Source organism: Enterococcus sp. 3C7_DIV0644, assembly GCF_002141235.1.
Lineage (GTDB): Bacteria > Bacillota > Bacilli > Lactobacillales > Enterococcaceae > Enterococcus_D > Enterococcus_D entomosocium.
The window spans coordinates 2,139,354-2,163,552 of sequence record NZ_NGLK01000001.1 but is presented as its reverse complement, the minus strand read 5'-3'; the positions used below and the strand labels follow the sequence as shown (position 1 = coordinate 2,163,552).

General features: G+C 43.3%; 34 protein-coding genes. 6 read left to right on the top strand and 28 right to left on the bottom strand.

What is annotated here, in order from left to right; all coding sequences use genetic code 11:
• Positions 1-13: 13 nt before the first annotated feature.
• From rpsE to thiD, 20 genes are all read right to left on the bottom strand, one after another.
• Positions 14-514 carry a 30S ribosomal protein S5 gene (gene rpsE / locus A5877_RS10265; RefSeq protein WP_003128014.1) on the bottom strand — a complete coding sequence of 167 codons (501 nt, stop codon included), beginning with the start codon at positions 512-514 and terminating at the stop codon, positions 14-16.
• 20 nt (positions 515-534) lie between these two features.
• Positions 535-891: a 50S ribosomal protein L18 gene (gene rplR, locus A5877_RS10260; protein ID WP_005227097.1), complete on the bottom strand. Its 357-nt coding sequence runs from the start codon at positions 889-891 to the stop codon at positions 535-537.
• A 57-nt stretch (positions 892-948) separates the two neighbouring features.
• Complete coding sequence (gene rplF, locus A5877_RS10255) at positions 949-1,485, bottom strand: 50S ribosomal protein L6 (RefSeq protein ID WP_005227095.1); 537 nt, start codon at positions 1,483-1,485, stop codon at positions 949-951.
• Positions 1,486-1,516: 31 nt separating this feature from the next.
• A complete protein-coding gene (rpsH, locus tag A5877_RS10250; protein ID WP_005227093.1) occupies positions 1,517-1,915 on the bottom strand; it encodes a 30S ribosomal protein S8 in 399 nt (132 codons plus the stop codon).
• A 32-nt stretch (positions 1,916-1,947) separates the two neighbouring features.
• Complete coding sequence (locus A5877_RS10245; protein ID WP_003128010.1) at positions 1,948-2,133, bottom strand: type Z 30S ribosomal protein S14; 186 nt, start codon at positions 2,131-2,133, stop codon at positions 1,948-1,950.
• Between the two features lie 18 nt (positions 2,134-2,151).
• Positions 2,152-2,691, bottom strand: a complete 540-nt coding sequence (gene rplE / locus A5877_RS10240) for a 50S ribosomal protein L5 (protein WP_005227088.1) — start codon at positions 2,689-2,691, stop codon at positions 2,152-2,154.
• Positions 2,692-2,718: 27 nt separating this feature from the next.
• The gene (gene rplX, locus A5877_RS10235) at positions 2,719-3,030 is read right to left on the bottom strand and encodes a 50S ribosomal protein L24 (RefSeq protein WP_005232526.1); all 312 of its coding nucleotides are present in this window, start codon (positions 3,028-3,030) and stop codon (positions 2,719-2,721) included.
• A gap of 35 nt (positions 3,031-3,065) precedes the next feature.
• On the bottom strand, positions 3,066-3,434 hold the full coding sequence (rplN, locus tag A5877_RS10230; protein WP_003128006.1) for a 50S ribosomal protein L14: 369 nt from the start codon (positions 3,432-3,434) through the stop codon (positions 3,066-3,068).
• Positions 3,435-3,494: 60 nt separating this feature from the next.
• Positions 3,495-3,761 (bottom strand): 30S ribosomal protein S17, encoded by a 267-nt coding sequence (gene rpsQ / locus A5877_RS10225; protein ID WP_005232528.1) that lies wholly within the window; start codon positions 3,759-3,761, stop codon positions 3,495-3,497.
• Between the two features lie 24 nt (positions 3,762-3,785).
• The gene (rpmC, locus tag A5877_RS10220) at positions 3,786-3,974 is read right to left on the bottom strand and encodes a 50S ribosomal protein L29 (RefSeq protein ID WP_005232529.1); all 189 of its coding nucleotides are present in this window, start codon (positions 3,972-3,974) and stop codon (positions 3,786-3,788) included.
• Positions 3,964-4,398 (bottom strand): 50S ribosomal protein L16, encoded by a 435-nt coding sequence (rplP, locus tag A5877_RS10215; protein ID WP_005226918.1) that lies wholly within the window; start codon positions 4,396-4,398, stop codon positions 3,964-3,966. The genes rpmC and rplP overlap by 11 nt, the downstream gene beginning before the upstream one ends.
• Before the next feature lie 2 nt (positions 4,399-4,400).
• Positions 4,401-5,057: a 30S ribosomal protein S3 gene (gene rpsC, locus A5877_RS10210; RefSeq protein WP_005226916.1), complete on the bottom strand. Its 657-nt coding sequence runs from the start codon at positions 5,055-5,057 to the stop codon at positions 4,401-4,403.
• A 13-nt stretch (positions 5,058-5,070) separates the two neighbouring features.
• Positions 5,071-5,418: a 50S ribosomal protein L22 gene (gene rplV / locus A5877_RS10205; RefSeq protein ID WP_003127973.1), complete on the bottom strand. Its 348-nt coding sequence runs from the start codon at positions 5,416-5,418 to the stop codon at positions 5,071-5,073.
• A 23-nt stretch (positions 5,419-5,441) separates the two neighbouring features.
• The gene (gene rpsS / locus A5877_RS10200) at positions 5,442-5,720 is read right to left on the bottom strand and encodes a 30S ribosomal protein S19 (protein ID WP_005226914.1); all 279 of its coding nucleotides are present in this window, start codon (positions 5,718-5,720) and stop codon (positions 5,442-5,444) included.
• Positions 5,721-5,762: 42 nt separating this feature from the next.
• On the bottom strand, positions 5,763-6,596 hold the full coding sequence (gene rplB / locus A5877_RS10195; RefSeq protein ID WP_005226912.1) for a 50S ribosomal protein L2: 834 nt from the start codon (positions 6,594-6,596) through the stop codon (positions 5,763-5,765).
• Positions 6,597-6,635: 39 nt separating this feature from the next.
• Positions 6,636-6,929 (bottom strand): 50S ribosomal protein L23, encoded by a 294-nt coding sequence (locus tag A5877_RS10190; RefSeq protein ID WP_005226911.1) that lies wholly within the window; start codon positions 6,927-6,929, stop codon positions 6,636-6,638.
• Positions 6,929-7,552: a 50S ribosomal protein L4 gene (gene rplD, locus A5877_RS10185; RefSeq protein ID WP_005226910.1), complete on the bottom strand. Its 624-nt coding sequence runs from the start codon at positions 7,550-7,552 to the stop codon at positions 6,929-6,931. The genes A5877_RS10190 and rplD overlap by 1 nt, the downstream gene beginning before the upstream one ends.
• Before the next feature lie 29 nt (positions 7,553-7,581).
• Complete coding sequence (gene rplC, locus A5877_RS10180; RefSeq protein ID WP_003127967.1) at positions 7,582-8,211, bottom strand: 50S ribosomal protein L3; 630 nt, start codon at positions 8,209-8,211, stop codon at positions 7,582-7,584.
• A gap of 22 nt (positions 8,212-8,233) precedes the next feature.
• A complete protein-coding gene (rpsJ, locus tag A5877_RS10175) occupies positions 8,234-8,542 on the bottom strand; it encodes a 30S ribosomal protein S10 (protein ID WP_003127966.1) in 309 nt (102 codons plus the stop codon).
• A 340-nt stretch (positions 8,543-8,882) separates the two neighbouring features.
• Positions 8,883-9,713 carry a bifunctional hydroxymethylpyrimidine kinase/phosphomethylpyrimidine kinase gene (gene thiD / locus A5877_RS10170; RefSeq protein ID WP_086316784.1) on the bottom strand — a complete coding sequence of 277 codons (831 nt, stop codon included), beginning with the start codon at positions 9,711-9,713 and terminating at the stop codon, positions 8,883-8,885.
• Between the two features lie 107 nt (positions 9,714-9,820).
• Between thiD and A5877_RS10165 the strand changes: the two genes are divergently transcribed.
• Positions 9,821-11,266, top strand: a complete 1,446-nt coding sequence (locus tag A5877_RS10165; RefSeq protein ID WP_086316783.1) for a PLP-dependent aminotransferase family protein — start codon at positions 9,821-9,823, stop codon at positions 11,264-11,266.
• Positions 11,250-11,975 carry a nitroreductase family protein gene (locus tag A5877_RS10160; protein WP_086298989.1) on the top strand — a complete coding sequence of 242 codons (726 nt, stop codon included), beginning with the start codon at positions 11,250-11,252 and terminating at the stop codon, positions 11,973-11,975. Before A5877_RS10165 ends, A5877_RS10160 begins: the two co-directional genes overlap by 17 nt.
• Positions 11,976-12,108: 133 nt before the next feature.
• Here A5877_RS10160 and tuf read toward each other — a convergent pair whose 3' ends face one another.
• The 4 genes from tuf to rpsL form a co-directional block, all read right to left on the bottom strand.
• Positions 12,109-13,296, bottom strand: coding sequence for an elongation factor Tu (gene tuf / locus A5877_RS10155; protein WP_005226902.1), 1,188 nt, complete (start codon positions 13,294-13,296; stop codon positions 12,109-12,111).
• A 148-nt stretch (positions 13,297-13,444) separates the two neighbouring features.
• A complete protein-coding gene (gene fusA / locus A5877_RS10150) occupies positions 13,445-15,529 on the bottom strand; it encodes an elongation factor G (protein ID WP_005226900.1) in 2,085 nt (694 codons plus the stop codon).
• An 80-nt stretch (positions 15,530-15,609) separates the two neighbouring features.
• Positions 15,610-16,080, bottom strand: coding sequence for a 30S ribosomal protein S7 (rpsG, locus tag A5877_RS10145; protein WP_003127957.1), 471 nt, complete (start codon positions 16,078-16,080; stop codon positions 15,610-15,612).
• 70 nt (positions 16,081-16,150) lie between these two features.
• Positions 16,151-16,564, bottom strand: coding sequence for a 30S ribosomal protein S12 (rpsL, locus tag A5877_RS10140; RefSeq protein ID WP_003127956.1), 414 nt, complete (start codon positions 16,562-16,564; stop codon positions 16,151-16,153).
• 304 nt (positions 16,565-16,868) lie between these two features.
• Here rpsL and rpiA point away from each other — a divergent pair, with 304 nt between their 5' ends.
• The 4 genes from rpiA (at position 16,869) to A5877_RS10120 (ending at position 19,906) form a co-directional block, all read left to right on the top strand.
• Positions 16,869-17,543, top strand: a complete 675-nt coding sequence (gene rpiA, locus A5877_RS10135) for a ribose-5-phosphate isomerase RpiA (protein WP_005226875.1) — start codon at positions 16,869-16,871, stop codon at positions 17,541-17,543.
• A 151-nt stretch (positions 17,544-17,694) separates the two neighbouring features.
• Positions 17,695-18,276: a recombinase family protein gene (locus tag A5877_RS10130; RefSeq protein WP_005226873.1), complete on the top strand. Its 582-nt coding sequence runs from the start codon at positions 17,695-17,697 to the stop codon at positions 18,274-18,276.
• 194 nt (positions 18,277-18,470) lie between these two features.
• Positions 18,471-19,157: a 2,3-diphosphoglycerate-dependent phosphoglycerate mutase gene (gene gpmA / locus A5877_RS10125; RefSeq protein ID WP_005226871.1), complete on the top strand. Its 687-nt coding sequence runs from the start codon at positions 18,471-18,473 to the stop codon at positions 19,155-19,157.
• Between the two features lie 101 nt (positions 19,158-19,258).
• Positions 19,259-19,906 (top strand): SGNH/GDSL hydrolase family protein, encoded by a 648-nt coding sequence (locus A5877_RS10120; protein WP_005232551.1) that lies wholly within the window; start codon positions 19,259-19,261, stop codon positions 19,904-19,906.
• A 52-nt stretch (positions 19,907-19,958) separates the two neighbouring features.
• On the opposite strand, the gene A5877_RS10115 is transcribed toward A5877_RS10120, so the two are convergent.
• The 4 genes from A5877_RS10115 to deoB all read right to left on the bottom strand — a co-directional run bounded on the left by A5877_RS10115 (position 19,959) and on the right by deoB (position 24,070).
• Positions 19,959-21,146 carry an iron-containing alcohol dehydrogenase gene (locus A5877_RS10115; RefSeq protein ID WP_005232552.1) on the bottom strand — a complete coding sequence of 396 codons (1,188 nt, stop codon included), beginning with the start codon at positions 21,144-21,146 and terminating at the stop codon, positions 19,959-19,961.
• A gap of 198 nt (positions 21,147-21,344) precedes the next feature.
• On the bottom strand, positions 21,345-22,049 hold the full coding sequence (deoD, locus tag A5877_RS10110) for a purine-nucleoside phosphorylase (protein ID WP_086316782.1): 705 nt from the start codon (positions 22,047-22,049) through the stop codon (positions 21,345-21,347).
• Between the two features lie 25 nt (positions 22,050-22,074).
• The gene (locus A5877_RS10105; protein WP_008376402.1) at positions 22,075-22,893 is read right to left on the bottom strand and encodes a purine-nucleoside phosphorylase; all 819 of its coding nucleotides are present in this window, start codon (positions 22,891-22,893) and stop codon (positions 22,075-22,077) included.
• Between the two features lie 10 nt (positions 22,894-22,903).
• The gene (deoB, locus tag A5877_RS10100; RefSeq protein ID WP_008376404.1) at positions 22,904-24,070 is read right to left on the bottom strand and encodes a phosphopentomutase; all 1,167 of its coding nucleotides are present in this window, start codon (positions 24,068-24,070) and stop codon (positions 22,904-22,906) included.
• Between the last annotated feature and the right edge of the window lie 129 nt (positions 24,071-24,199).

Genomic DNA, 24,199 nt, shown 5'->3' with positions numbered 1-24,199 from the left:
TATAGTGTCCTCCTTAACCGATTAATTCTTCTACTGATTTGCCGCGAAGTGCTGCCACTTCTTCAGCGCGTTTTAATTGTTTTAAACCTTCAACTGTTGCGCGAACAACGTTGATTGGTGTGTTAGAACCTAAAGATTTAGATGTGATATCAGCTACCCCAGCTAATTCCAATACGGCACGAACTGGTCCACCAGCAGCTACCCCAGAACCTTCTACAGCAGGTTTCATAAGGATGCGTCCGCCGCCGAATACACCGATAACTTCGTGAGGGATTGTAGAACCAACCATTGGTACTTCCACCAAGTTTTTCTTCGCGTCTTCGATTGCTTTACGGATTGCTTCTGGTACTTCTTGCGCTTTACCAGTACCGAAACCTACGTGTCCGTTTTTGTCACCGACAACAACTAATGCAGCAAAACGTAGACGACGTCCACCTTTAACAACTTTAGTTACACGGTTGATCGCAACAACGCGGTCTTCTAATTCCAAATGTTTTGGATCAATATAAACCATGAATGGTGTTCCTCCTTCTCTTAAAATTCCAGTCCATTTTCGCGAGCTGCTTCAGCTAAAGCTGCTACACGGCCATGGTAAAGGTATCCACCACGGTCAAAGACTACTACTTTAATACCTTTTGCTGCTGCACGTTCTGCGACTAATTTACCGACAGCTTGTGCTTGTTCAGTTTTTGTTGCACCTGAAACTTCTTTGTCTAAGGCAGAGGCACTTGCTAGCGTCACACCCGCTACGTCATCAATTACTTGTGCGTAGATGTTTTTGTTCGAACGGAACACGTTTAAGCGTGGGCACTCAGCAGTACCAGAGATTTTGTTACGTACACGACGATGTCTTTTCTGACGTGTCTTGTTTTTATCTGGTTTTGTAATCACAATTTGTCACCTCTTTTAATTTTGCTAGCCTAAGCTGCTAGTCGTAAAGAATTACGACTATTTACCAGTTTTACCTTCTTTACGGCGTACAAATTCGCCAACATAACGAATTCCTTTGCCTTTGTAAGGTTCTGGAGGACGAACGCCACGGATATTGGCAGCCAATTCGCCAACGACTTCTTTATCTGATCCTTTAACGATCACAGAAGTGTTTGAAGGAACTTCGATTTCGATTCCAGCTGGCGCTTCGATTTCAACTGGATGAGAGTAACCAACGTTCAATACAAGTTTTTTTCCTTGTAATTGAGCACGGTACCCAACCCCGATTAATTCTAACGCTTTTTGGAAACCTTCAGAAACACCAACAACCATGTTGTTGAAGTTTGCACGGGTAGTTCCGTGGATAGTTTTCATTTCTTTACTATCATTTGGACGAGTGAATGTTACTTCGTTTCCTTCGATATTCATTGTGATATCAGAAGAGAAAGTACGTGTTAATTCACCTTTAGGTCCTTTAACTGTAATGTCGTTTCCGTTTTGCTTGATTTCAACACCAGCAGGAAGAACGACGATCTTATTACCGATACGACTCACTTAGAGGCACCTCCTTGTGGAATATTTTAAATTACCATACATAAGCGACTACTTCGCCGCCAACATTTTTTGCTCTAGCTTCTTTGTCAGTGATTACACCGTCAGAAGTTGAGATAATCGCGATTCCTAGACCATTCAATACTTTTGGTACTTCGTCAGCTTTGACATAAGCACGCAAGCCTGGTTTAGAGATACGTTTTAAGTTTGTGATAACACGTTCACCGTTTTTACCGTATTTAAGAAATACGCGGATCACGCCTTGTTTGTCATCTTCAATGTATTCAACATCGCGGACGAAACCTTCACGTTTCAAGATTTCAGCGATATCACGTTTGATTTTTGAAGCAGGTACTTCTAGGCTTTCGTGTTTAACCATGTTTGCGTTACGCACGCGCGTTAGAAAATCTGCAATTGGATCTGTCATGACCATGGGATAATTTACCTCCTTTATGCGAGTATAGTTTACCAGCTAGCTTTCTTCACGCCGGGAATTTGTCCTTTATAGGCAAGTTCGCGGAAGCAAATACGGCAAAGATGAAATTTACGATAAACTGAATGTGGACGTCCGCAACGTTCACAACGAGTATATTCTTGCGTTGAGAATTTAGCAGGGCGTTTGTTTTTAGCAATCATTGATTTTTTAGCCACGTAGTTCGCCTCCTTTTTTTATTTTTGGAATGGCATGCCTAATTGTGTCAACAATTCACGAGATTCTTCATCTGTGTTTGCTGTTGTTACAATCACGATATCCATACCACGTACTTTGTCGATCAAATCATAATCTACTTCAGGGAAAATCAATTGTTCTTTGATACCTAAAGTGTAGTTTCCGCGTCCGTCGAACGCTTTTTTGCTCACACCGTGGAAGTCACGGACACGTGGCAATGACACACTTACTAGTTTATCTAAGAATTCATACATTCTTTCGCCGCGTAGAGTTACTTTCGCACCGATTGGCATTCCTTCACGTAAACGGAATCCTGCGATAGATTTTTTTGCTTTTGTGATCAATGGTTTTTGACCTGAGATCAATTGTAATTCTTCAACAGCTTTGTCTAAGTTTTTAGCATTAGAAACAGCGTCACCGACACCCATGTTGATAACGATTTTATCAACTTTTGGTGCTTCCATGATTGAGCTGTAGTTAAATTTGTCCATTAATGATGGGACAACTTCTTTTGAATATTTTTCTTTAAGGCGGTTCATCTGTTAGCCCCTCCTTCCTTCATCAGATTATTTATCAAGAACTTCTCCGGTTTTCTTAGAAACGCGGACTTTTTTGCCGTCAACTTCTTTGTAACCGACACGCGTAGCTTCACCGTTCGATGGATCAACCACCATCACGTTAGAAACATGAATTGGTGCTTCCATTTCAACGATTCCGCCTTGAGGAGCAGTTTGAGAAGGTTTTTGGTGTTTTTTGACAACATTGACACCTTCAACAACGACTTTGTCATTTTTAGGAAACGCTGCTAGCACAACGCCTTCTTTGTTTTTGTCTTTACCAGTGATAACTTTAACTTTATCGCCTTTTTTAACAAACATGTTTGTTTCGCACCTCCTTTAGATAAGAATCACTATTACAATACTTCTGGTGCTAGGGAAACGATCTTCATAAAGTTGCCTTCACGCAATTCGCGGGCAACTGGGCCAAAGATACGAGTTCCACGAGGGCTCTTATCGTCACGGATAATAACCGCAGCATTTTCATCGAATTTGATGTATGAACCGTCTGTACGACGAGCTCCTGATTTAGTACGAACGATAACGGCTTTAACGACGTCACCTTTTTTGACAACCCCACCTGGCGTTGCTTGTTTAACCGTAGCAACAATCACGTCACCAATATTGGCAGTTTTACGACCAGATCCGCCAAGGACTTTGATCGTTAGAATTTCACGGGCACCTGAGTTGTCCGCCACTCTTAATCGGCTTTCTGCTTGGATCACGATGTGTATCCTCCTTTCAGATTTTGCAATTCACAATCTATATAGGAAAATCTCGTGTGATTAGATAATCACTGCCTTTTCAACAATCTCTACTAGACGGAAACGTTTCGTAGCTGATAATGGACGAGTTTCCATAATTTTCACGATATCGCCAACTTTTGCTTCGTTGTTTTCATCGTGTGCTTTGTATTTCTTAGAATAGTTCAGACGTTTGCCGTAGATAGGGTGGTTTTTCTTTGTTTCAACGACAACAGAGATAGTTTTATCCATTTTGTCTGATACCACGCGACCTTGGTAAACTTTGCGTTGATTTCTTTCTTCAGTCATACGCTAAATGGCCTCCTTCCACTATTACTTAACTTGTTCACGCAATACTGTTTTAATGCGTGCAATCGATTTACGTACTTCTTTGATACGTGCAGTGTTTTCTAATTGACCTGTTGCTAATTGGAATCTAAGATTGAACAATTCTTCTTTCAATTGTTTTTCTTGATCTAGCATTTCGGCAGTGGTTAATTCTCTGATTTCTTTAACCTTCATTCGATTCACCACCCATTTCCTCACGTTTTACGATCTTCGTTTTCACTGGTAATTTGTGAGAAGCAAGACGTAGCGCTTCGCGCGCAACTTCTTCAGGTACACCGGCAATTTCAAACATGATTTTACCACGTTTAACTGGTGATACCCATCCTTCAGGAGCCCCTTTACCAGAACCCATACGTACCCCGATAGCTTTGGCAGTATAAGATTTGTGAGGGAAAATTTTGATCCATACTTTCCCGCCACGTTTCATATAACGAGTCATTGCGATACGGGCAGCTTCGATTTGACGGTTTGTGATCCAGTGTGATTCAACAGCTTGTAAGCCGTATTCACCGAATGCTACTTCTTTTCCGCCTTTCGCTTCGCCACGCATTTTTCCGCGGAACTCACGACGGTGTTTTACACGTTTAGGTACTAACATGTTTATTTCCCTCCTTTCTCAGTGTTCTTTTTAGTTGGAAGAACTTCTCCACGATAAATCCACACTTTAACTCCTAGTTTTCCGTATGTTGTATCTGCTTCTTCCCATGCGTAATCAATGTCCGCACGTAATGTATGAAGTGGAACTGTTCCTTCTGAGTAACCTTCTGAACGAGCGATATCCGCACCATTTAGACGGCCAGAAACTTGTGTTTTGATTCCTTTAGCGCCAGAACGCATTGTGCGTTGGATCGCTTGTTTTTGAGCACGACGGAAAGCAACACGGTTTTCTAATTGACGTGCGATTCCTTCGCCTACTAATTTAGCATCTAAATCTGGTTTTTTGATTTCAACGATGTTGATGTGAACTCGTTTGCCAGTTAGGCTATTTAATTCTTTTCTTAGGTTTTCGACTTCAGATCCGCCTTTACCGATAACCATACCTGGTTTAGCTGTGTGGATTGAAATATTCACGCGGTTTGCTGCACGCTCGATCTCAACTGTAGACACAGCGGCATCAGCAAGTTTAGATGCGATAAATTTACGGATTTTCAAATCTTCATGTAGAAATTCAGCATACTCTTTTTCAGCATACCATTTAGCATCCCAGTCACGGATGATGCCTACACGCATTCCAATTGGATGTACTTTTTGACCCACTGATTGTCCCTCCTTATTTTTCTGATACGACTACAGTAATATGACTTGTACGTTTGTTGATAGGTGAAGCTGAACCTTTCGCACGTGGACGGAAACGTTTCATCGTTGGTCCTTCGTTTACGAATGCTTCAGAAACAATCAAGTTTTCAACATCTAAGTCAAAATTATTTTCTGCATTGGCAATAGCTGACATCAAGACTTTCTCAATGATTCCAGCTGCTTTATTTGGTGTGAACTTTAAGATCGCGATTGCTTCAGCAACGCTTTTCCCTCTGATTAAGTCAATAACTAGACGAGATTTACGAGGAGAAACGCGGACTGTTTTAGCAGTTGCTTTCGCTGATGTGATTTGTTCTGCCATTTTTGGATATCCTCCCCTCAAAATTAGCGTCTTGTTTTCTTATCATCGGCAGCATGTCCGCGATAAGTTCTTGTTGGTGCAAATTCACCTAATTTGTGTCCTACCATGTCTTCTTGGATGTAAACTGGTACATGTTTCCGTCCATCATACACAGCAATTGTAAATCCGATAAAATTAGGGAAAATTGTAGAACGACGTGACCAAGTTTTGATCACTTTTTTCTTTTCAGCGCCTTCTTGTGCTTCGACCTTTTTCATCAAATGGTCATCGACAAAAGGTCCTTTTTTCAAACTACGACCCATGGTGTACCTCCTCTCAAAATGTGCGACACACGGTCAAGTATATTACTTAGTTTTACGACGACGAACGATAAGTTTGTCTGATTTTGCTTTTTTGTTACGTGTTTTGTAGCCAAGTGCTGGTTGTCCCCAAGGAGAAACTGGTGCTTTACGTCCGATTGGTGCTTTACCTTCACCACCACCGTGTGGGTGATCATTAGGGTTCATTACGCTACCACGTACAGTTGGGCGTTTGCGCATCCAACGAGAACGGCCGGCTTTACCGATGTTGATCAATTCGTGTTGTTCATTACCAACAGAACCGATTGTTGCACGACATGATGCTAAGATCATCCGTACTTCACCAGAGTTCAAGCGGATCAATACGTATTTGCCTTCTTTACCAAGTACTTGAGCACTTGTTCCAGCTGAACGAATCAATTGTCCACCTTTACCAGGTTTCATTTCGATGTTGTGGATAACAGTACCGACTGGAATGTTTTCTAGTGGTAATGCATTCCCTACTTTAATATCTGCATCTGGACCAGAAACGACAGTCATGCCAACTTCTAATCCTTTAGGTGCTAAGATGTATGCTTTTACTCCATCCTCGTAATGTACTAACGCAATGTTAGCAGAACGGTTTGGATCATATTCAATCGTTTTAACCGTAGCAACGACGTTGTCTTTGTTACGTTTGAAATCGATCAAACGGTATTGACGTTTGTGACCGCCACCTTGATGACGAACCGTGATACGTCCGTTGTTGTTACGACCAGCATTGTTTTTCAAAGGAGCTAACAATGTTTTTTCTGGTGTTGAAGTTGTGATTTCAGCGAAATCAGAACTTGTCATATTACGACGGCCGTTCGTGGTAGGTTTGTACTTTTTAATCGCCACGTCTTTTTCCCTCCCATGTAAAATTTATGCGTGAGTTGCTTATTCAGCAGCTTCGAAAATTTGGATTTCTTTAGAATCTTCAGTTAAAGTCACAACAGCTTTGCGACGTTTTTTTGTATATCCTGCATATTTACCCATGCGTTTGAATTTCGGACGAACGTTGATGATGTTCACGTTTGCCACTTTCACTCCGTCAAAGGCAGCTTCTACAGCTTGTTTTACTAAAGTTTTGTTAGCTTTTGTGTCCACTTCAAAAGTGTATTTCTTGTCATCCATGGCAAGCATTGATTTTTCAGTGATCACTGGGCGTTTAATAACGTCTAGTAAGTTCATTATGCAAGCACCTCCTCGATCTGAGTAAGAGCAGTTTGTGTCACTAACATTTTGTCGTTAGAAACGATGTCTAGCACACTAATGTTATCAGCAGTAACTACAGAAACTTTTGGCAAGTTGCGCGCAGATAAAGCGGCAAAGTCGTTTTCAGATTCTAAAACTACCAATACTTTAGAGTCAATTGTCAAGTTAGCTAAAACTTGTTTGAATTCTTTTGTTTTTGGAGCATCAAAGCTTAATCCTTCTACTGCTACCAAGTTATTTGAAGCAACTTTTTCTGACAATACAGATTTCATTGCTAAGCGACGAACTTTTTTAGGAAGTTTGTAGCTGTATGAACGTGGTGTTGGTCCGAAGACTACGCCACCTCCACGCCATTGTGGTGAACGGATTGAACCTTGACGGGCACGTCCAGTTCCTTTTTGGCGCCATGGTTTACGGCCACCGCCACGAACGGCACTGCGGTTTTTCACAGCGTGTGTTCCTTGTCTTAATGAAGCGCGTTGCATGATGATTGCATCATAGACAACTGATTCATTTGGTTCGATTCCGAAGATTTCTTCGTTCAATGTAATTTCGCCATTTTGGCTTCCATCTTGTTTGAATAATGCTACATTCGGCATTCCTTAGTTCCTCCTTTCTTCCTATCTACTTATTTAGCTTTCACAGCTGATTTGATTGTAATCAATGATTTTTTCGCGCCAGGTACATTACCTTTGATCAAGATAACGTTGCGTTCTGCGTCTACGCGTACGATTTCCAAGTTTTGGATCGTGATGCGATTTCCGCCCATACGTCCAGCAAGACGTTTGTTTTTAAATACACGGTTAGGTGCAACTGGACCCATTGATCCAGGACGACGGTGATAACGAGAACCGTGAGCCATTGGTCCGCGGCTTTGTCCGTGACGTTTGATAACGCCTTGGAATCCTTTACCTTTCGAAGTGCCGGTTACATCGATGATGTCTCCTGCTTCAAAAATATCAACTTTGATTTCTGATCCTACTTCTAAGCCCTCTAGCTCTACATTCTTGAATTCGCGAATGAAGCGCTTAGGAGCCGTGTTTGCTTTTGCAACATGACCTTTCGCAGGTTTGTTAGACAAAACTTCACGCATATCTTGGTAGCCGACTTGAATTGCTTCGTAGCCGTCATTTTCGATTGTTTTCACTTGTAGCACTACGTTTGGTGTAGCTTCTACTACAGTTACTGGAATCAATTCGCCAGATTCAGTGAAGATTTGAGTCATTCCCACTTTTTTCCCTAAGATTCCTTTGGTCATGATTACACCTCCATCTTAATTATTATAGTTTGATTTCGATATTAACACCGCTTGGCAAGTCTAGCTTCATTAAAGCATCAACAGTTTTTGGTGTTGGATTCACAATGTCGATTAGACGTTTGTGTGTACGCATTTCGAATTGTTCGCGTGAATCTTTGTATTTGTGCGTCGCACGGATGATCGTGTACAAGCTGCGTTCAGTTGGTAATGGAATTGGACCAGATACGCCAGCTCCAGTTCTCTTTGCAGTTTCTACGATTTTATCCGCTGATTGATCTAAAATACGATGTTCATACGCTTTTAAACGGATACGAATTTTTTGTTTTGCCATTGTTTTCCCTCCTTCGCCTATTTTGAAAAGTAGACATAGCTCCACGAAAATTTTCCGTCACGCTCGTCCATGGCAAAGCGTCCGGGCGTGTCGCAACCTCTCGTTTCGTAGCCGGCAGAAAATTTCTTTGCTGCCAGTGTGACTTACGTATTTACGTAAACAGCACCTTTATGATTATATTACGGATAAACATTGATTGCAAGCTTTTTTTATGGAAAAACCGGGATTCTTTTGCATTTCTTTCAGAAAATTTTCTTTTGTTTTCGAAACACAAAAAAAGAAGCGTTGCCCGCTTCTTTTAAGTGCTTCTTCAATTCCTATTTATATAGAAGAAAACCTGCTATTGCGGCGCTTCTTCCTTCATACGGTCTTGGGCGTGGGTATAGGCACCGTGCCACACATGACCCACATAAGGATTGATGACCACGCCTTCTTTGATTGCTGCTGTGACAAAGGCTTTTGCTAAGCGAATACTTTCCATGACGGGTTTGCCTTTTGCAAGACCCGCAGCGATCGCTGCTGAAAAGGTGCAGCCTGCTCCGTGATTAAAATCGGTAGCGATTTTGTCACTTTCCAACAGGAGGAAGGATTCTCCATCATAAACAAGGTCGATGGCTTTTGCTCCTGGCAAGCGATGACCGCCTTTGATCACGACGTATTTAGCACCTAATTGATGGATTTTTTCAGCAGCTTGCTTCATGGCTTCCACACTCGTCAAATCACCCAAACCTGAAAGAATCCCCGCTTCTACTAAATTAGGGGTGACAACATCTGCTAAAGGCAACAAATGCGTGATGATGGCATCGACACTTTTTGGCTGTAAGATTTCTGCAGTCCCTTTGCAAGCAATGACGGGATCGATCACCACATTTTTAACTTGCTGTTGTTGAATCATCTTCGCTGCTTGCACAATATTGTCTTCATTGCCTAACATCCCCGTTTTAAGGGCATCCATCGGATCACCTGCAAAGGCGGAGATCAATTGCTTTTCAACAAGCGCTGGTTCCATTGCCGTTACTTCATGGCTCCAACCCGCTTGTGGATCCATCGTGACGATCGAAGCAATCGTGGCAAAACCAAAGACACCATACTCCTGAAACGTTTTTAAATCTGCTTCGACACCGGCACCTCCGGTTGAATCAGACCCGGCAATTGATATTACTTTTTCCATCTTCCTCATCTCCTTGTGCTTTTTGCTAAGTATAGTCAATCTTCCCCTTGACGAAAAGAGCCATTTGGCTTATTTTTAAACCATCCAATTGAAAAAGGTGGTGCAGGATGGCTTCATCAAGTATCGACAAACAAAAGAAACAACCGATTTACCAGCAGATCGTGACCCATTTTATCGAAGAGATCCAAGCGGGAACCTATGGGCCTGGGGATCGTTTACCACCAGAGCGCAGCCTTGCTCAGACTTTTGACGTCAACCGTTCCACCGTCGTCAAAGCGTTAGATGAATTGAAGAGCTTAGGATGGATCGAACGAAAACAAGGCAGCGGCTCTCGCGTATTGGAAGGTCGTTGGGGGAACCGACAAACACCGCTTTCTTATTTGCGCTCGTCTTTAAGCAGCCCTTACTTGCAGCAAGACCCTTACGTTCAACAGATTCAGCACTTGCGCACCGAGAAGGATGTGCTGGATCTGTACACAGGTGATCTACCTGCCGATCTGATTCCCGACTTCACGTTTCCCGCCTTTACATGGGAAGAGATCCGCAAAGAAAGCACCAAAGTATTACCGACTGGTTATGAGCCTTTGCAAGAAATCTTATTGCAGCACCTTGCTGATTCCTTCAATTTGCCCACCAGCGGTCAAAAACTAGTAATTACTGCCGGTTCGACGCAAGGAATCACTTTGCTGATGCAAGTCTTATTGCAGACGGGGGATTGTATCGCGACAGAGGACCCTTCTTTCTTGTTCTCTCTCCCCTTGTTTTCCACGATGAATGTCCAGTTGATTGGGATCAAGCAGGATAGTGAAGGGATGCGGCCTGCGGCATTGGAAAAAGTGTTGAAGGAAAAGAAGATCAAATTCGTCTATCTGAATCCCACCTTCCAAAACCCAACTGGCCACACCATGAGCGAGCATCGGCGCCAAGCGATCATCCGCCTTTGCCAGACCTACCAAGTACCGATCATAGAAGACGATGTTTTTAGCGAGTTGGCTTTTGATGAAGTACCGCCCAAGCTAAAATCCATGGCTCCCGAAACCGTCATTTATTTAGGCTCGCTTTCAAAATTACTTGGGTCATCAATCAAAATCGGCTGGCTTTTGGTGCCAGAAGCGTTAGCCGACCAATTTGCCCAAGCGAAAAAACGGATGGCGATCGATACCACGATTTTCCCGCAAGTCCTTGCCAACATCGCCTTACGCTCCTCTGATTACCACCAGCAGCAGCGGACACTGCTTACAGAAATGGCCCAGCGCCAGCAAGACCTACTCCAACTCTTGCAGGCATTTCAGGAGGACTGGCAATGGCAGCCGACGAAAGGCGGTCTTTACCTGTGGTTGACTTGGCGTCACCGCACATTGACTCGCAAAGATTGGTCGCTCTTTTTGGCGAACGATTGCTTAGTAGCACCTGCGTTTCTTTTCAGTAACGATACGAATGGCTTGCGTTTGAACTATACCCGCTTAGCCAAAGATGATTTACCACGATTTCAAGAACGATTCACAAAAATCACCCAACAGTTAAAGGAGCAAACCTATGAACGAAACCATTGAGCTTTTGCACAATCATCGCACTTACCGACAATTTGACCCTGACTACCGCTTGAGCCAAGAACAAGTAACCGCGATTTTGACTGCCGCTCGTCAAGCACCAAGCTGGATGAATGGGCAAGCCTATTCGATCCTGGTGATCGACGACCCGCAGATCCGCCAACAAATGGTCGAATGGAATCCCGGCAATCCTCATATCGCAGCAAGTTCGCTCTTTCTGCTGTTTCTCGCAGATTTAAACCGAACCAAAAAAGTTGCTGAGAAAAAACAGACCCCCTATCCAATCGATGAGGGCTATCAGCCATTATTGATCGCCACCACTGATGCCAGCATTGCTTTACAATCTGGTGCGATCGCTGCTGAATCGCTGGGCTTAGGTACCGTCATTTCCGGCAGTGTCCGCAAAGACAGCGCCAAAATCGCTGAATTGTTGCACTTACCGGAATATGTCTACCCTGTGGCTGGCTTGAGCATCGGTAAACCAATCGTAGAAATGAAGGTCAAGCCTCGCTTGCCAGAAGAAGCGGTCATTCATTACAACCATTATCACGACTATTCTTATGAGGCGATCGAAGCCTACGATCAAACAATGACTGATTTTGGAGAAGCTCGCGAGACCAAACCATGGTCAGAAAAATTTGCTGGGTTTTACAGCAATCGCCCTGACCAAGGATTTGACGCCTTCTTGAAGAAGCAAAAACTAATAAAATAAAAAGCACCGCTCTCTTTAGCTTCGATGAACCGCAGTGGATTCGTCAACGCTAGAGATGGCGGCTCTTTTTTGGTTCTACGAGTCAAAAAAAAAGAGCAAAAGCGCGTACGCTTTTGCTCTTCGATCAATCAAATTAAGCTTGGATTGAAGTTACAACGCCTGAACCAACAGTACGTCCGCCTTCACGAATTGAGAAACGAGTTCCGTCTTCGATAGCGATTGGGTGGATCAATTCAACGTCGATTGTTACGTTATCACCAGGCATAACCATTTCAGTTCCTTCTGGTAATTCAACAACACCAGTTACGTCAGTTGTACGGAAGTAGAACTGAGGACGGTAGTTAGTGAAGAATGGAGTGTGACGTCCACCTTCTTCTTTTGTTAAAACGTAAACTTCAGCTTTAAATTTTGTATGAGGTGTGATTGTACCAGCTTTAGCTAATACTTGTCCACGTTGGATGTCTTCACGAGCAACCCCACGTAGCAATGCACCAATGTTATCCCCTGCTTCAGCATAGTCTAACAATTTACGGAACATTTCAACACCAGTTACAGTTGTTTTAGCAGTTTCTTCAGCAATACCAACGATTTCAACTTCGTCACCAACGCGAACTTGTCCACGTTCAACACGGCCTGTAGCAACAGTACCACGTCCAGTGATTGAGAATACGTCTTCGACTGGCATCATGAATGGTTTGTCAGTGTCACGTTCTGGAGTTGGAACGTATTCGTCAACTGCAGCCATTAATTCCATGATTTTTTCTTCGTATGAAGCATCGCCTTCAAGAGCTTTCAAAGCAGAACCAGCGATTACAGGAACATCGTCGCCTGGGAAGTCATATTCTGACAATAAGTCACGAACTTCCATTTCAACTAATTCTAGTAATTCTTCGTCATCAACCATATCCATTTTGTTTAAGAAAACAACGATGTATGGTACACCAACGTTACGTGATAACAAGATGTGTTCACGTGTTTGAGGCATAGGACCATCAGCAGCAGATACTACTAAGATCGCGCCGTCCATTTGAGCAGCACCAGTGATCATGTTTTTAACGTAGTCCGCGTGTCCTGGGCAGTCAACGTGAGCATAGTGACGTGCTTCAGTTTCGTACTCAACGTGAGCAGTTGAGATAGTGATTCCGCGTTCGCGTTCTTCTGGAGCGCCATCGATTTGGTCGTAAGCTGAAGCTTGAGCCAAACCTTTTTTAGATAATACAGTTGTGATAGCAGCTGTAAGTGTAGTTTTACCATGGTCAACGTGTCCGATCGTACCAATGTTTACGTGGGGTTTAGAACGGTCAAATTTTTCTTTTGCCATTTTAAAATGTTCCTCCTAAAAATGCAGTTTATTTTTTATATTTGATAGGTAGGGAGCCGCAGCTCCCCATCCCTTATCATCGATAATATTGTACACGAAACTCAGAAAAAAATATAGCTTTTTACTTAATTTCCTATACTTCCATCAATTATTCAGCTTTGCCGCCGTTTTTCTTGATGATTTCTTCTTGAACAGATTTAGGTACATCTTCATAGTGATCAAATGTCATCATGAACGTACCGCGACCTTGTGTTGATGAACGAAGTGTTGTTGCGTAACCGAACATTTCAGCTAATGGCACGATTGCGTTCACGATTTGTGAGTTACCGTGTGCTTCCATTCCTTCTACGCGTCCACGACGAGCAGTTACGTGACCCATAACATCACCTAAGTAATCTTCTGGTACAGTGATAACTACTTTCATCATTGGTTCAAGAATTACTGGGTTTGCTTTCTTCGCTGCAGCACGTAAAGCCATAGAAGCTGCAACACGGAAGGCAGTTTCACTTGAATCGACATCATGGTATGAACCATCATAAAGTTTTGCTTTGATGTCTACTAATGGGTAACCGGCTAAGACACCGTTCGCCATTGAGTCTTCAAGTCCTTTTTCAACTGCTGGGATGTATTCACGAGGAACCACACCACCGACAATCGCGTTTTCGAATTCGAAGCCTTTACCTTCTTCGTTTGGTGTAAATTCGACCCATACGTGACCGTATTGACCTTTACCACCAGACTGACGTACAAATTTACCTTCCGCTTGTGTTGCTGCACGGAATGTTTCACGATAAGAAACTTGAGGCGCACCTACGTTTGCTTCAACTTTAAATTCGCGACGCATACGGTCAACTAAGACGTCCAAGTGAAGTTCTCCCATACCAGCGATAACAGTTTCGCCTGTTTCAGCGTTTGTTTCCACACGGAATGATGGATCTTCTTCAGCAAGTTTTTGTAAAGCAACCCCCATTTTATCTTGGTCAGCTTTTGATTTAGGCTCAACAGCGACTTCGATAACTGGTTCTGGGAATTCGATTGATTCAAGGATTACTGGTGATTTTTCATCACATAGTGTATCCCCAGTTGTTGTGTCTTTCAAACCAACAGCAGCGGCGATATCGCCTGAGTATACTGTTTGGATTTCAGCACGTGTGTTGGCGTGCATTTGTAGGATACGACCGATACGTTCGCGTTTGCCTTTTGAAGCATTCAATACGTATGATCCAGAGTTCAAGATACCTGAATACACACGGAAGAATGTCAAACGACCTACGAATGGGTCAGTCATTACTTTAAACGCTAATGAAGCAAATGGTGCTTCATCGTCAGCCGGACGATCAGTTTCTTCGTCTGTTTTAGGATTGATCCCTTTAATCGCAGGAACATCAAGTGGTGAAGGCAAGTAGTCGATGACTGCATCCAACATCAATTGAACCCCTTTGTTTTTAAAGGCAGATCCACAAAGAACAGGGAAAAAGTCAACAGTCAATGTTGCTTGACGAATACCAGCTTTCAATTCTTCTTCAGTGATTTCTTCACCTTCCAAGAATTTCATCATTAGTTCTTCATCAGTATCAGCAACAGCTTCGATTAATTTTTCGCGCCATTCTTCAGCTAATTCTACATATTCTTCAGGAATTTCAGTCTCTTGGATTTCAGTTCCTAAGTCATTTGTGTAGATTTCAGCTTTCATTTTTACTAAGTCGATAATACCAGTAAAGTCATCTTCCGCACCAATTGGTAATTGGATTGGGTGAGCATTTGCTTGTAAACGATCATGTAAAGTTGATACAGAGTATAAGAAGTCTGCACCAATTTTGTCCATTTTGTTACAGAATACAACACGTGGTACGCGGTAATCTGTCGCTTGACGCCAAACTGTTTCTGTTTGAGGTTCTACACCTGATTGTGAGTCCAACACAGTTACAGCACCATCAAGTACACGCAATGAACGTTGCACTTCGATTGTGAAGTCCACGTGTCCTGGTGTGTCGATGATATTTACGCGGTTTTCTTTCCATTGCGCAGTTGTCGCAGCAGAAGTGATTGTGATCCCACGTTCTTGTTCTTGTTCCATCCAGTCCATTTGAGAAGCACCTTCATGTGTTTCACCAATTTTATGGATTTTACCTGTGTAATAAAGGATACGTTCAGTTGTCGTTGTTTTACCAGCGTCAACGTGGGCCATGATCCCGATATTACGAGTTTTTTCTAGCGAAAATTCTCTTGCCATTCTAGGTTGTTCCCCTCTCATTCTTACTTAACTTAAGCTAAGGTTGTCTCAGTACCTTCCAATAAAAAGCAGTGAGGATCTTACCAACGATAGTGAGCAAATGCGCGGTTGGCTTCCGCCATTTTGTGTGTGTCTTCGCGTTTTTTCACAGAAGCACCAGTGTTGTTTGCTGCATCCATGATTTCTTTTGCAAGACGTTCTTCCATTGTGTGTTCGCCACGCAAACGAGCGTAGTTTACCACCCAACGAAGACCTAGAGTTGTACGACGTTCAGGACGTACTTCTACTGGTACTTGGTAGTTAGAACCACCGACACGGCGAGCTTTAACTTCCAATACAGGCATAATGTTTTTCATTGCTTGTTCGAAAACTTCCAATGGATCATTTCCTGTAGATTCTTTGATAATGCCAAAAGCATTGTAGATAATATTTGCAGCAACACCGCGTTTACCATCAACCATTACACGGTTGATCAAACGAGTTACTAATTTTGAGTTATAAATAGGATCTGGTAAAACATCACGTTTTGCAACAGGACCTTTACGAGGCATCCGTAACTCCTCCTTCCGAGATATCAGTTCTGATTTAAATAAGATTCATTTGATCTGTTTGTCTTAAAGATTAAGCTTTAGGACGTTTTGTACCATATTTAGAACGAGATTGTTTACGATCGTTAACACCGGCAGTATCCAATGCACCACGAACGATATGGTAACGTACCCCTGGTAAGTCTTTTACACGTCCACCACGTAACAAGACCACGCTGTGTTCTTGTAAGTTGTGTCCGATACCTGGAATATAAGCTGTCACTTCAATCAAGTTTGACAAACGAACACGCGCATATTTACGTAGAGCTGAGTTCGGTTTTTTCGGTGTCATAGTTCCCACACGAGTAGCTACCCCACGCTTTTGAGGTGAGTTAACATTCGTTTGAGCTTTCTTGAAACTGTTATATCCTTTGTTCAATGCTGGTGAATTTGATTTTTCAACCTTGGATTTACGAGGTTTACGTACTAATTGATTAATTGTAGGCATCCCTAGTTGTCCTCCTTCCTTGATTCGCTTTATAGTCCCACACATCCAGGTGGTTCTTTTTTTGCGATAAAAAATAATGCATTCTCTGCATTCATATCAACTATGCTTTGATAGACAGTCAGCACGTCTCCAACGAGAGACCTGTAGATAAAGCACCTTTGATAGAATATCATGCTTATTCTTACCTGTCAAGTATCCTCCCAAGCTTTTTTCAAAAGAAATCTGTTACGAAAAAATCCGCAAATTTTGCGCTTCTTCCTATATAATAGAGACAAAGCATTTATTTAAAAAAGGCGGGAAGAAAATGAACCTAAAAGAAATGGTCGGCATTGAAGCGGCTAGTTATGTAAAAGATGGCATGGTCGTTGGCTTGGGCACTGGCTCAACAGCCTACTACATGATTGAAGAACTGGGTCGACGTGTAAAAGAAGAAGGTCTATCGATCACTGGTGTCCCAACTTCTTGGGCATCGAAAAAACAAGCAGAAGGATTAGGTATCCCGATTCGCACCATCGATGAAGTGGACGCTGTGGATCTAACGATCGACGGTGCAGATGAGATCAGCAAGGATTATCATGGCATCAAAGGCGGCGGTGCAGCCCTTTTATTCGAAAAAATCGTGGCGTCTAACTCCAAAAAAGTTTTGTGGATCGTTGATGAATCGAAAATGGTCGAAACACTTGGTGCCTTCCCGTTGCCAGTGGAAGTGATCCCTTATGGCAGCCAACAGCTGTTGCGTCTGTTCGAGAAGAAAAACTACCATCCAAAACTGCGTCTGAATGAAGAAGGCGAACCGTTAAAAACCGATTGCAGCAATTACATCATCGATCTTCATCTAGAAACGATCACCGCTCCTACTGAGTTGGCACAGGAATTAGATGCTACAGTGGGCGTGGTTGAACACGGTCTGTTTTTGGATATGGTTCATACGATCATTGTCGGATTGCCTGAAGGACCGAGTACCAAGCACGTTAGATAAAGGAAACAAAAAAGGAGAAGCAAAAGTGCTTCTCTTTTTTTCGTTATTTTTCTTCAATCGACTTAATTTTTATTATTTTTTGTGCAAATTACCCTATCATTTAAGAAATAATTATGATACATTCAATAAAAAGGGAAAGGTAGGAGGGTTTATGAAAATCATAGGCTATGCTCGTTCAACGATCACCGACAACTCAACAAGTGAACAATTAAACAAGCTCGAAGAATTTGGGTGTCATGAATTTTTCCATGAGACATTTAGCGTGGAAGAAAGTGAAGAAAATCATTCATTGGAGTCAGTGGTGGCACAAATGCAGCCCGGCGACACCTTAGTCGTTACGGAACTGCATCGTTTAGGGAAAACGACCAGACAGCTGACCGATCTCACTGATCTATTAAAACAGCGAGAGCTTCATCTGGTTTCACTGGCAGAACAAATCGATACCCGCGGTCCGATGGGACAGGTTTACTTCAATTTAATGGAAGGACTTGCGATCATGGAACGCTCACTCATCAAAGAGCGCACGCTGGTCGGCTTAAATAAAGCCCGCAAAAAAGGCAAAATTGGCGGTCGTCCAAAAATCGATCCAAAAACGATTAAAAAAATCCGTCAATTGTACTACGAAAAAAAAGAAACGATTCAATATATTTCTGAAAAATGCGGTGTTTCTGTAGGTACATGCTATAAATACATAAAATTATCCGAAGAAGAATGGAACAAGTTACGTTCATAGTTGTCGACTCCCCCTAGAACAGCATGAAACAAAAGCGGTCCTCTTTTTAATGATCCCCTTTTGTTTTTCCTTAAGAATGGCGTTTTCCCCCAGCTTTTCCTCCAAAACCATGGAAATTCTTTGAGAAAGAGTGTACAATAAATACGGAATTGAAAATTTCAGAAAAATATCGAATATCTAAAGGAGAGTTTTACATGCCAAAATTAGTATTTTCTCGTCATGGACTAAGCGAATGGAACAAATTAAACCAGTTTACCGGTTGGGCTGATGTTGATCTAGCGCCAGAAGGTGTCGAAGAAGCAATCGAAGGCGGACGTAAAATCAAAGAAGCAGGCATCGAATTTGACGTTGCTTACACATCTGTTTTAACTCGTGCCATCAAAACTTGTAATTACATTTTAGAATATTCTGATCAACTTTGGGTACCAACGATCAAATCATGGCGCTTAAACGAACGTCATTACGGTAAATTACAAGGTTTAAATAAAAAAGAAACTGCTGAAAAATACGGTGACGAACAAGTACACATCTGGCGTCGTTCTTACGATGTTTTACCTCCATTGATGGAAGCTTCAGATGAAGGTTCTGCTGCAAACGACCGTCGTTATGCAATGCTTGACCCTCGCGACGTACCTGGTGGAGAAAACTTAAAAGTTACTTTAGAACGTGCATTGCCTTTCTGGCAAGATGAAATCGCCCCAGCATTAAAAGACGACAAAACTGTCTTAGTTGCGGCTCACGGAAACTCTCTACGTGCATTAGCAAAACATATCGAAGGTATTTCTGACGAAGATATCATGGATCTTGAGATCCCAACTGGTCAACCACTTGTTTATGAATTGAACGATGATTTGACTGTTGCGAAAAAATACTACTTATAAGCCTCGCTTATCGCTGCCCTTTTTAACCAAAGGGCAGTTTTTTTATTGGCATTTTCTCCCCCCTCTTTTATAATTGAGGGCATACTCGAAAGGAGCTTATTATGAAACTAGTCAAAAATGATACCGTTTTATTTTTAGGTGACAGCATCACAGATTGCGATCGTGATCGCCAAGACCCCCACGATTTAGGACATGGGTTTGCCCGTCTCGTTGCCGATCAGCTGGCAGAGAAATTCCCCACTGCGGGCTTTACCTTTTATAACCGCGGGATCGGCGGCAATAAAGCTGCCGATGTCTTAGCCCGTCTCCAAGAAGATTGCCTCCAATTAGCGCCTGACGTCTTGGTCTTTATGATTGGGATCAACGACACGTGGCACAATGCCGGTGGTCCCGATTTTGGTTCAGAAGCTGCGGCAACGTCCTTTGAGGCAACCTACCGTCAAATTCTGGAACAAGTGACCCAACAGGGGATCACGCGTATTTTCTTGCTGGAACCTTTTGTATTGCCATATCCTGAAGATCGCCAAACCTGGCGGATCGATCTTGATCCGAAAATCCAAATCGTTCGTCGCTTAGCTGCCGCCTTTCATTGTCAACTGCTGCCGCTGGATGGCTTGTTTGCCGAAGCATCCGTCGCTAGCTCCCCACAGGCACTGACAGGCGATGACGGTGTGCACCCTACTCCTGCAGGACACGCCTTGATTGCGAATCAGCTAATGGCCCGTTTGGCTTTTTCTTCTGAAGGGTAAATAAACAGACCGCTCCGCGACAACCAAGTCGCAGGAACGGTCTGTTTAATGATTAAAGATAGGTTGAAGGAGTCAAGGAATCTTGGTAGATTGCGATCACGTCTTCTTCTTGTAGCGGTACATACGCATTTGTTGCAATAGAGCTGAATTGAACTGCTTGAGCCGCCATTTCAGCAAAATGAGTGTCATCGGCGATTCCCACTTCTGGCAAAGTCATCGGAATATCGCAAGAAGCAAAAAAGTCATACAGTTTTTGAATCCCCATTCGGGCAGCTAATTCTGGCACTGCTTCTTGGACACCAAAGACTTCTCTGGCAAAACGCGCAAATTTCGGCGCCGTTTCTTCATTCAATACATGAAGCATCCAGCGTGGGGTCAGGATCGCTAAGCCGATGCCATGGGTAATGTCATAAAACGCACTCAACTCATGCTCCATCGCATGACAAGACCATGCACCACCCTTGCCGCTTCCAGTCAAACCATTTAAGGCTAAGGTGCTCGCCCACATCAAATTCGCCCGTGCGTCATAGTCCGAGGGATCCTTTAATGCGATGGGCAGATTTTTAATGACTGCTTTTAGCAATCCTTCTGCTACACCGTCTTGGACATCTGTTCCTTCTGTTTTACTGAAATAATTTTCAATCAGATGGCTCATGATATCCGCTGAACCGGCAGCCGTTTGATAACGACTGACACTAAAGGTCGTTGTTGGATCTAAAAAGGATACTTTCGGTAAAAATTCGGGTCCGTGAACGCCAAGTTTTTGTTTCGTTTCTAGATTAGAGATCACTGCGCCGCGATTCATTTCACTGCCGGTAGCCGCAAGGGTCAAGATCGTTACTAATGGAATCGCTGGTCCTTGATAGCTTCTGGAAAGTACTAAGTCCCAAGGCTCTTGCTCACTGCAAGCCGCCCCAGCAATCACTTTGCTGCAATCAATTACAGAACCGCCGCCAACAGCTAAAATGACGTCGATCTTTTCTGAACGACAAAGAGCGGCTCCTTGACGAACGGTTTCGATTCGTGGATTTGGATCGACACCAGTCAATTCAGTGACTTGATTGCCGTTGGCAGTCAATTGCGCCATGACTGCATCGTACAAGCCGTTTTTCTTGATACTGCCGCCACCATAGACTAGCAAGACGTTTTTTCCAAATGTATTCAGTACTTCTGGCAATTCGTTCAGACGGTCTTTCCCAAAACGAATGTCCGTCGTTACATGAAACGTAAAATTATTCATTGTCTCGTCTCCTTTTTACACCTTTTCTTTTCATTAAACCATTTTCTGGCAAAAGTGCAACGCTTCTTCGTGGCTTTTTGCCAACAAAAAAAGATAACACATTCTCGGTTGCATGCAAACCAATACGATTTGGCTGCTTGCTCTCTCAAAAGCAAGCAGCCCTCGCATCGTTCATGCACCGATCCTGTGGTATCTTTTTTACGCAATCGCTGTTTCTAAGCCAACTTTGATCATGTCGTTAAACGTCGTTTGTCTTTCTTCTGGCGTTGTTTCTTCTCCAGTGATGATGTGGTCGCTGACAGTACAGATCGCTAAGGTTTGAACGTGGAATTTCGCCCCTAAATAGTATAAGGCTGCGGCTTCCATCTCAACACCCATCACTCCAAGGTCTGCCAACTGTAACGTTTCCGTCATGTCATCTTTGTAGAAGGTATCTTCAGATAAGATGTTGCCGACGTGGGTCGTAAATCCTGATTCAATCGCTGTATCATAGGCTTTACGCAGCAGTGCAAAGTCAGCGATTGGTGGGAAATGGAAACTTTGGAAGTTTTTTGCCACCATCGATGAACTTGTTGCTGCCGCTTGGGCAATCACAAGATCACGCACGTGGACATCTTTTGAGATGGCACCACACGTACCGACCCGAATCAATTTCTTCACGCCGTAAGAGTTGATCAATTCATGGGCATAGATGCTCGCTGAAGGCATGCCCATGCCGGTTCCTTGGACAGAGACCCGCTCGTCCTTATAAACGCCTGTATAGCCCAACATTCCCCGAACATTGTTGTAACAGATCGGGTCTTCTAAAAATGTTTCAGCAATATATTTTGCCCGCAGTGGATCACCTGGTAACAAGATTTTGTCTGCGATCTCGCCTGCTTTTGCTTCGATATGAACGCTCATTCGTTTTTCTCCTTTGGTCTGCTTTTTATAGTACTGCTAACGTTTCTTTGATCAACGCTTTAAATTCTGCCTTGACCCGTTCCGTCGTTTCCACGACTTCTTCGTGATTCAAGCTCGCTTGCATACCAGCAGCCAAGTTTGTGATGCAAGAAACACCTAAGACTTTCAAGCCACTGTGAACAGCAACGATCACTTCTGGGACAGTCGACATACCGACAGCATCGGCACCGATCGTCCGAGCAAAGCGGATCTCTGCTGGCGTTTCATACGTAGGACCTGAGAAGCCCATATAGACGCCTTCTTTTAAGTGCAATCCTTTTGATGCGCCAACTTTTTGTGCCGCTTCCCGATAAGGCAAATGGTAAGCTTGGCTCATATCTGGGAAACGTGGACCCATTTCTTCTTCGTTTTCACCAATCAGTGGGTTGTCCCCCATAAAGTTGATTTGATCGGTGATCAACATCAAGTCTCCAGGCTGGAAGCTTTCGTTCACACCGCCACAGGCATTGGTCACGACTAAGGAATGAGCTTTCAATGCCGCCATCACACGGACGGGGTAAGTGACCGTCTGCATCGAATGGCCTTCATAATAATGGAATCGTCCTTGCATCGCTAAGACTTTTTTCCCAGCTAATGTTCCATAGACCAATTGTCCAGCATGACCGACCACTGTCGAAACAGGAAAATGCGGGATATCGTTATAAGGCAACACGATTGGATTTTCGATCTCATCGGCTAGTTCACCTAAGCCAGATCCTAAAATCAACCCAAATTCCACTTCACCGACGCCGCTTCCTTTGATAAATGCCGTTGTTTCTTGTAATTTCTCATGTAACGTTGTCATTTCATCACCTCTAATTTAAATGTTTTAAAAAGCTTGTTCCGTTTTCTGTAGCTGAAACACCAAAGTTTTCAGCGATCGTTGCGGAAATATCCGCATAGTAGCCTTGTGGCAATTGGCCTTGGCCTTGAAATTTCTTGCTGTACGCTAGTAATGGCACATATTCTCTCGTGTGATCCGTTCCCGTAAAGGTTGGGTCATTGCCGTGGTCAGCTGTGATCAACAGCAGATCCTCGTCTCCCATTGCTTCTAAGAGTTCTGGAATACGCAAATCAAAATCTTCAATGGCGTGGGCATACCCTACGACATCGCGACGGTGACCATAAAGCGCATCGAAGTCGACTAAGTTCGTAAAGCTTAGACCCGTAAAGTCTTGTTTCATCACCTTCAATAATTGATCCACACCGTCCATATTGCTCTTCGTCCGTACAGAATCGGTGATTCCTTGCCCGTTGAAGATATCATTGATTTTCCCAACGGCGATCACGTCTTTTCCAGCTTCTTTCAATGAATCTAACACTGTATGGCCAAATGGATCGAGTGCGTAGTCATGACGATTGCTCGTACGAGTAAAGTTTCCAGGCTCACCGACATAAGGACGCGCGATGATGCGGCCGATCATATACGGCTCATCTTTCGTGATATCCCGAACGTACTGACAAATACGATACAATTCTTCTAATGGAATGATTTCCTCATGAGCGGCGATCTGCAACACTGGGTCAGCCGAAGTGTAAACGATCAGATCCCCGGTCTTCATTTGATGTTCGCCAAAGTCATCAATGACTGCTGTCCCAGAATACGGCGCATTGCAGACGATTTTGCGTCCAGAGAACGCTTCGATCTGTTGCAATAATTCATCGGGAAACCCATCTGGAAATACGCGGAAAGGCTTTTGGATATTCAAGCCCATGATCTCCCAGTGACCCGTCATCGTATCTTTCCCAACAGAAACTTCTTCCAATTTGGTTGCATACCCATCATGGTCAGCTACCGCCTTTACGCCTTCTAAAGGACGAATCGTCCCTAGGCCTAATTGTTCCAAGTGAGGGATCGTTAAGCCTGCTTCTTTTGCAATATGGCCTAATGTATCTGAACCGACATCACCAAAAGCTGCCGCATCAGGTGCTTCACCAATTCCGACTGAATCCATCACGATCAAGTGTACACGTTTAAACATTCTATTCCCTACTTTCTTTATTTTATGCTTTTACAAGCGGATCTACTACCTCTATCATACTAAACTTAAGCAAAAATTGCGCTGGGTTGCTTTGGAAATTTCCTGACGCTTTCCTTTCACCCAGAGGAT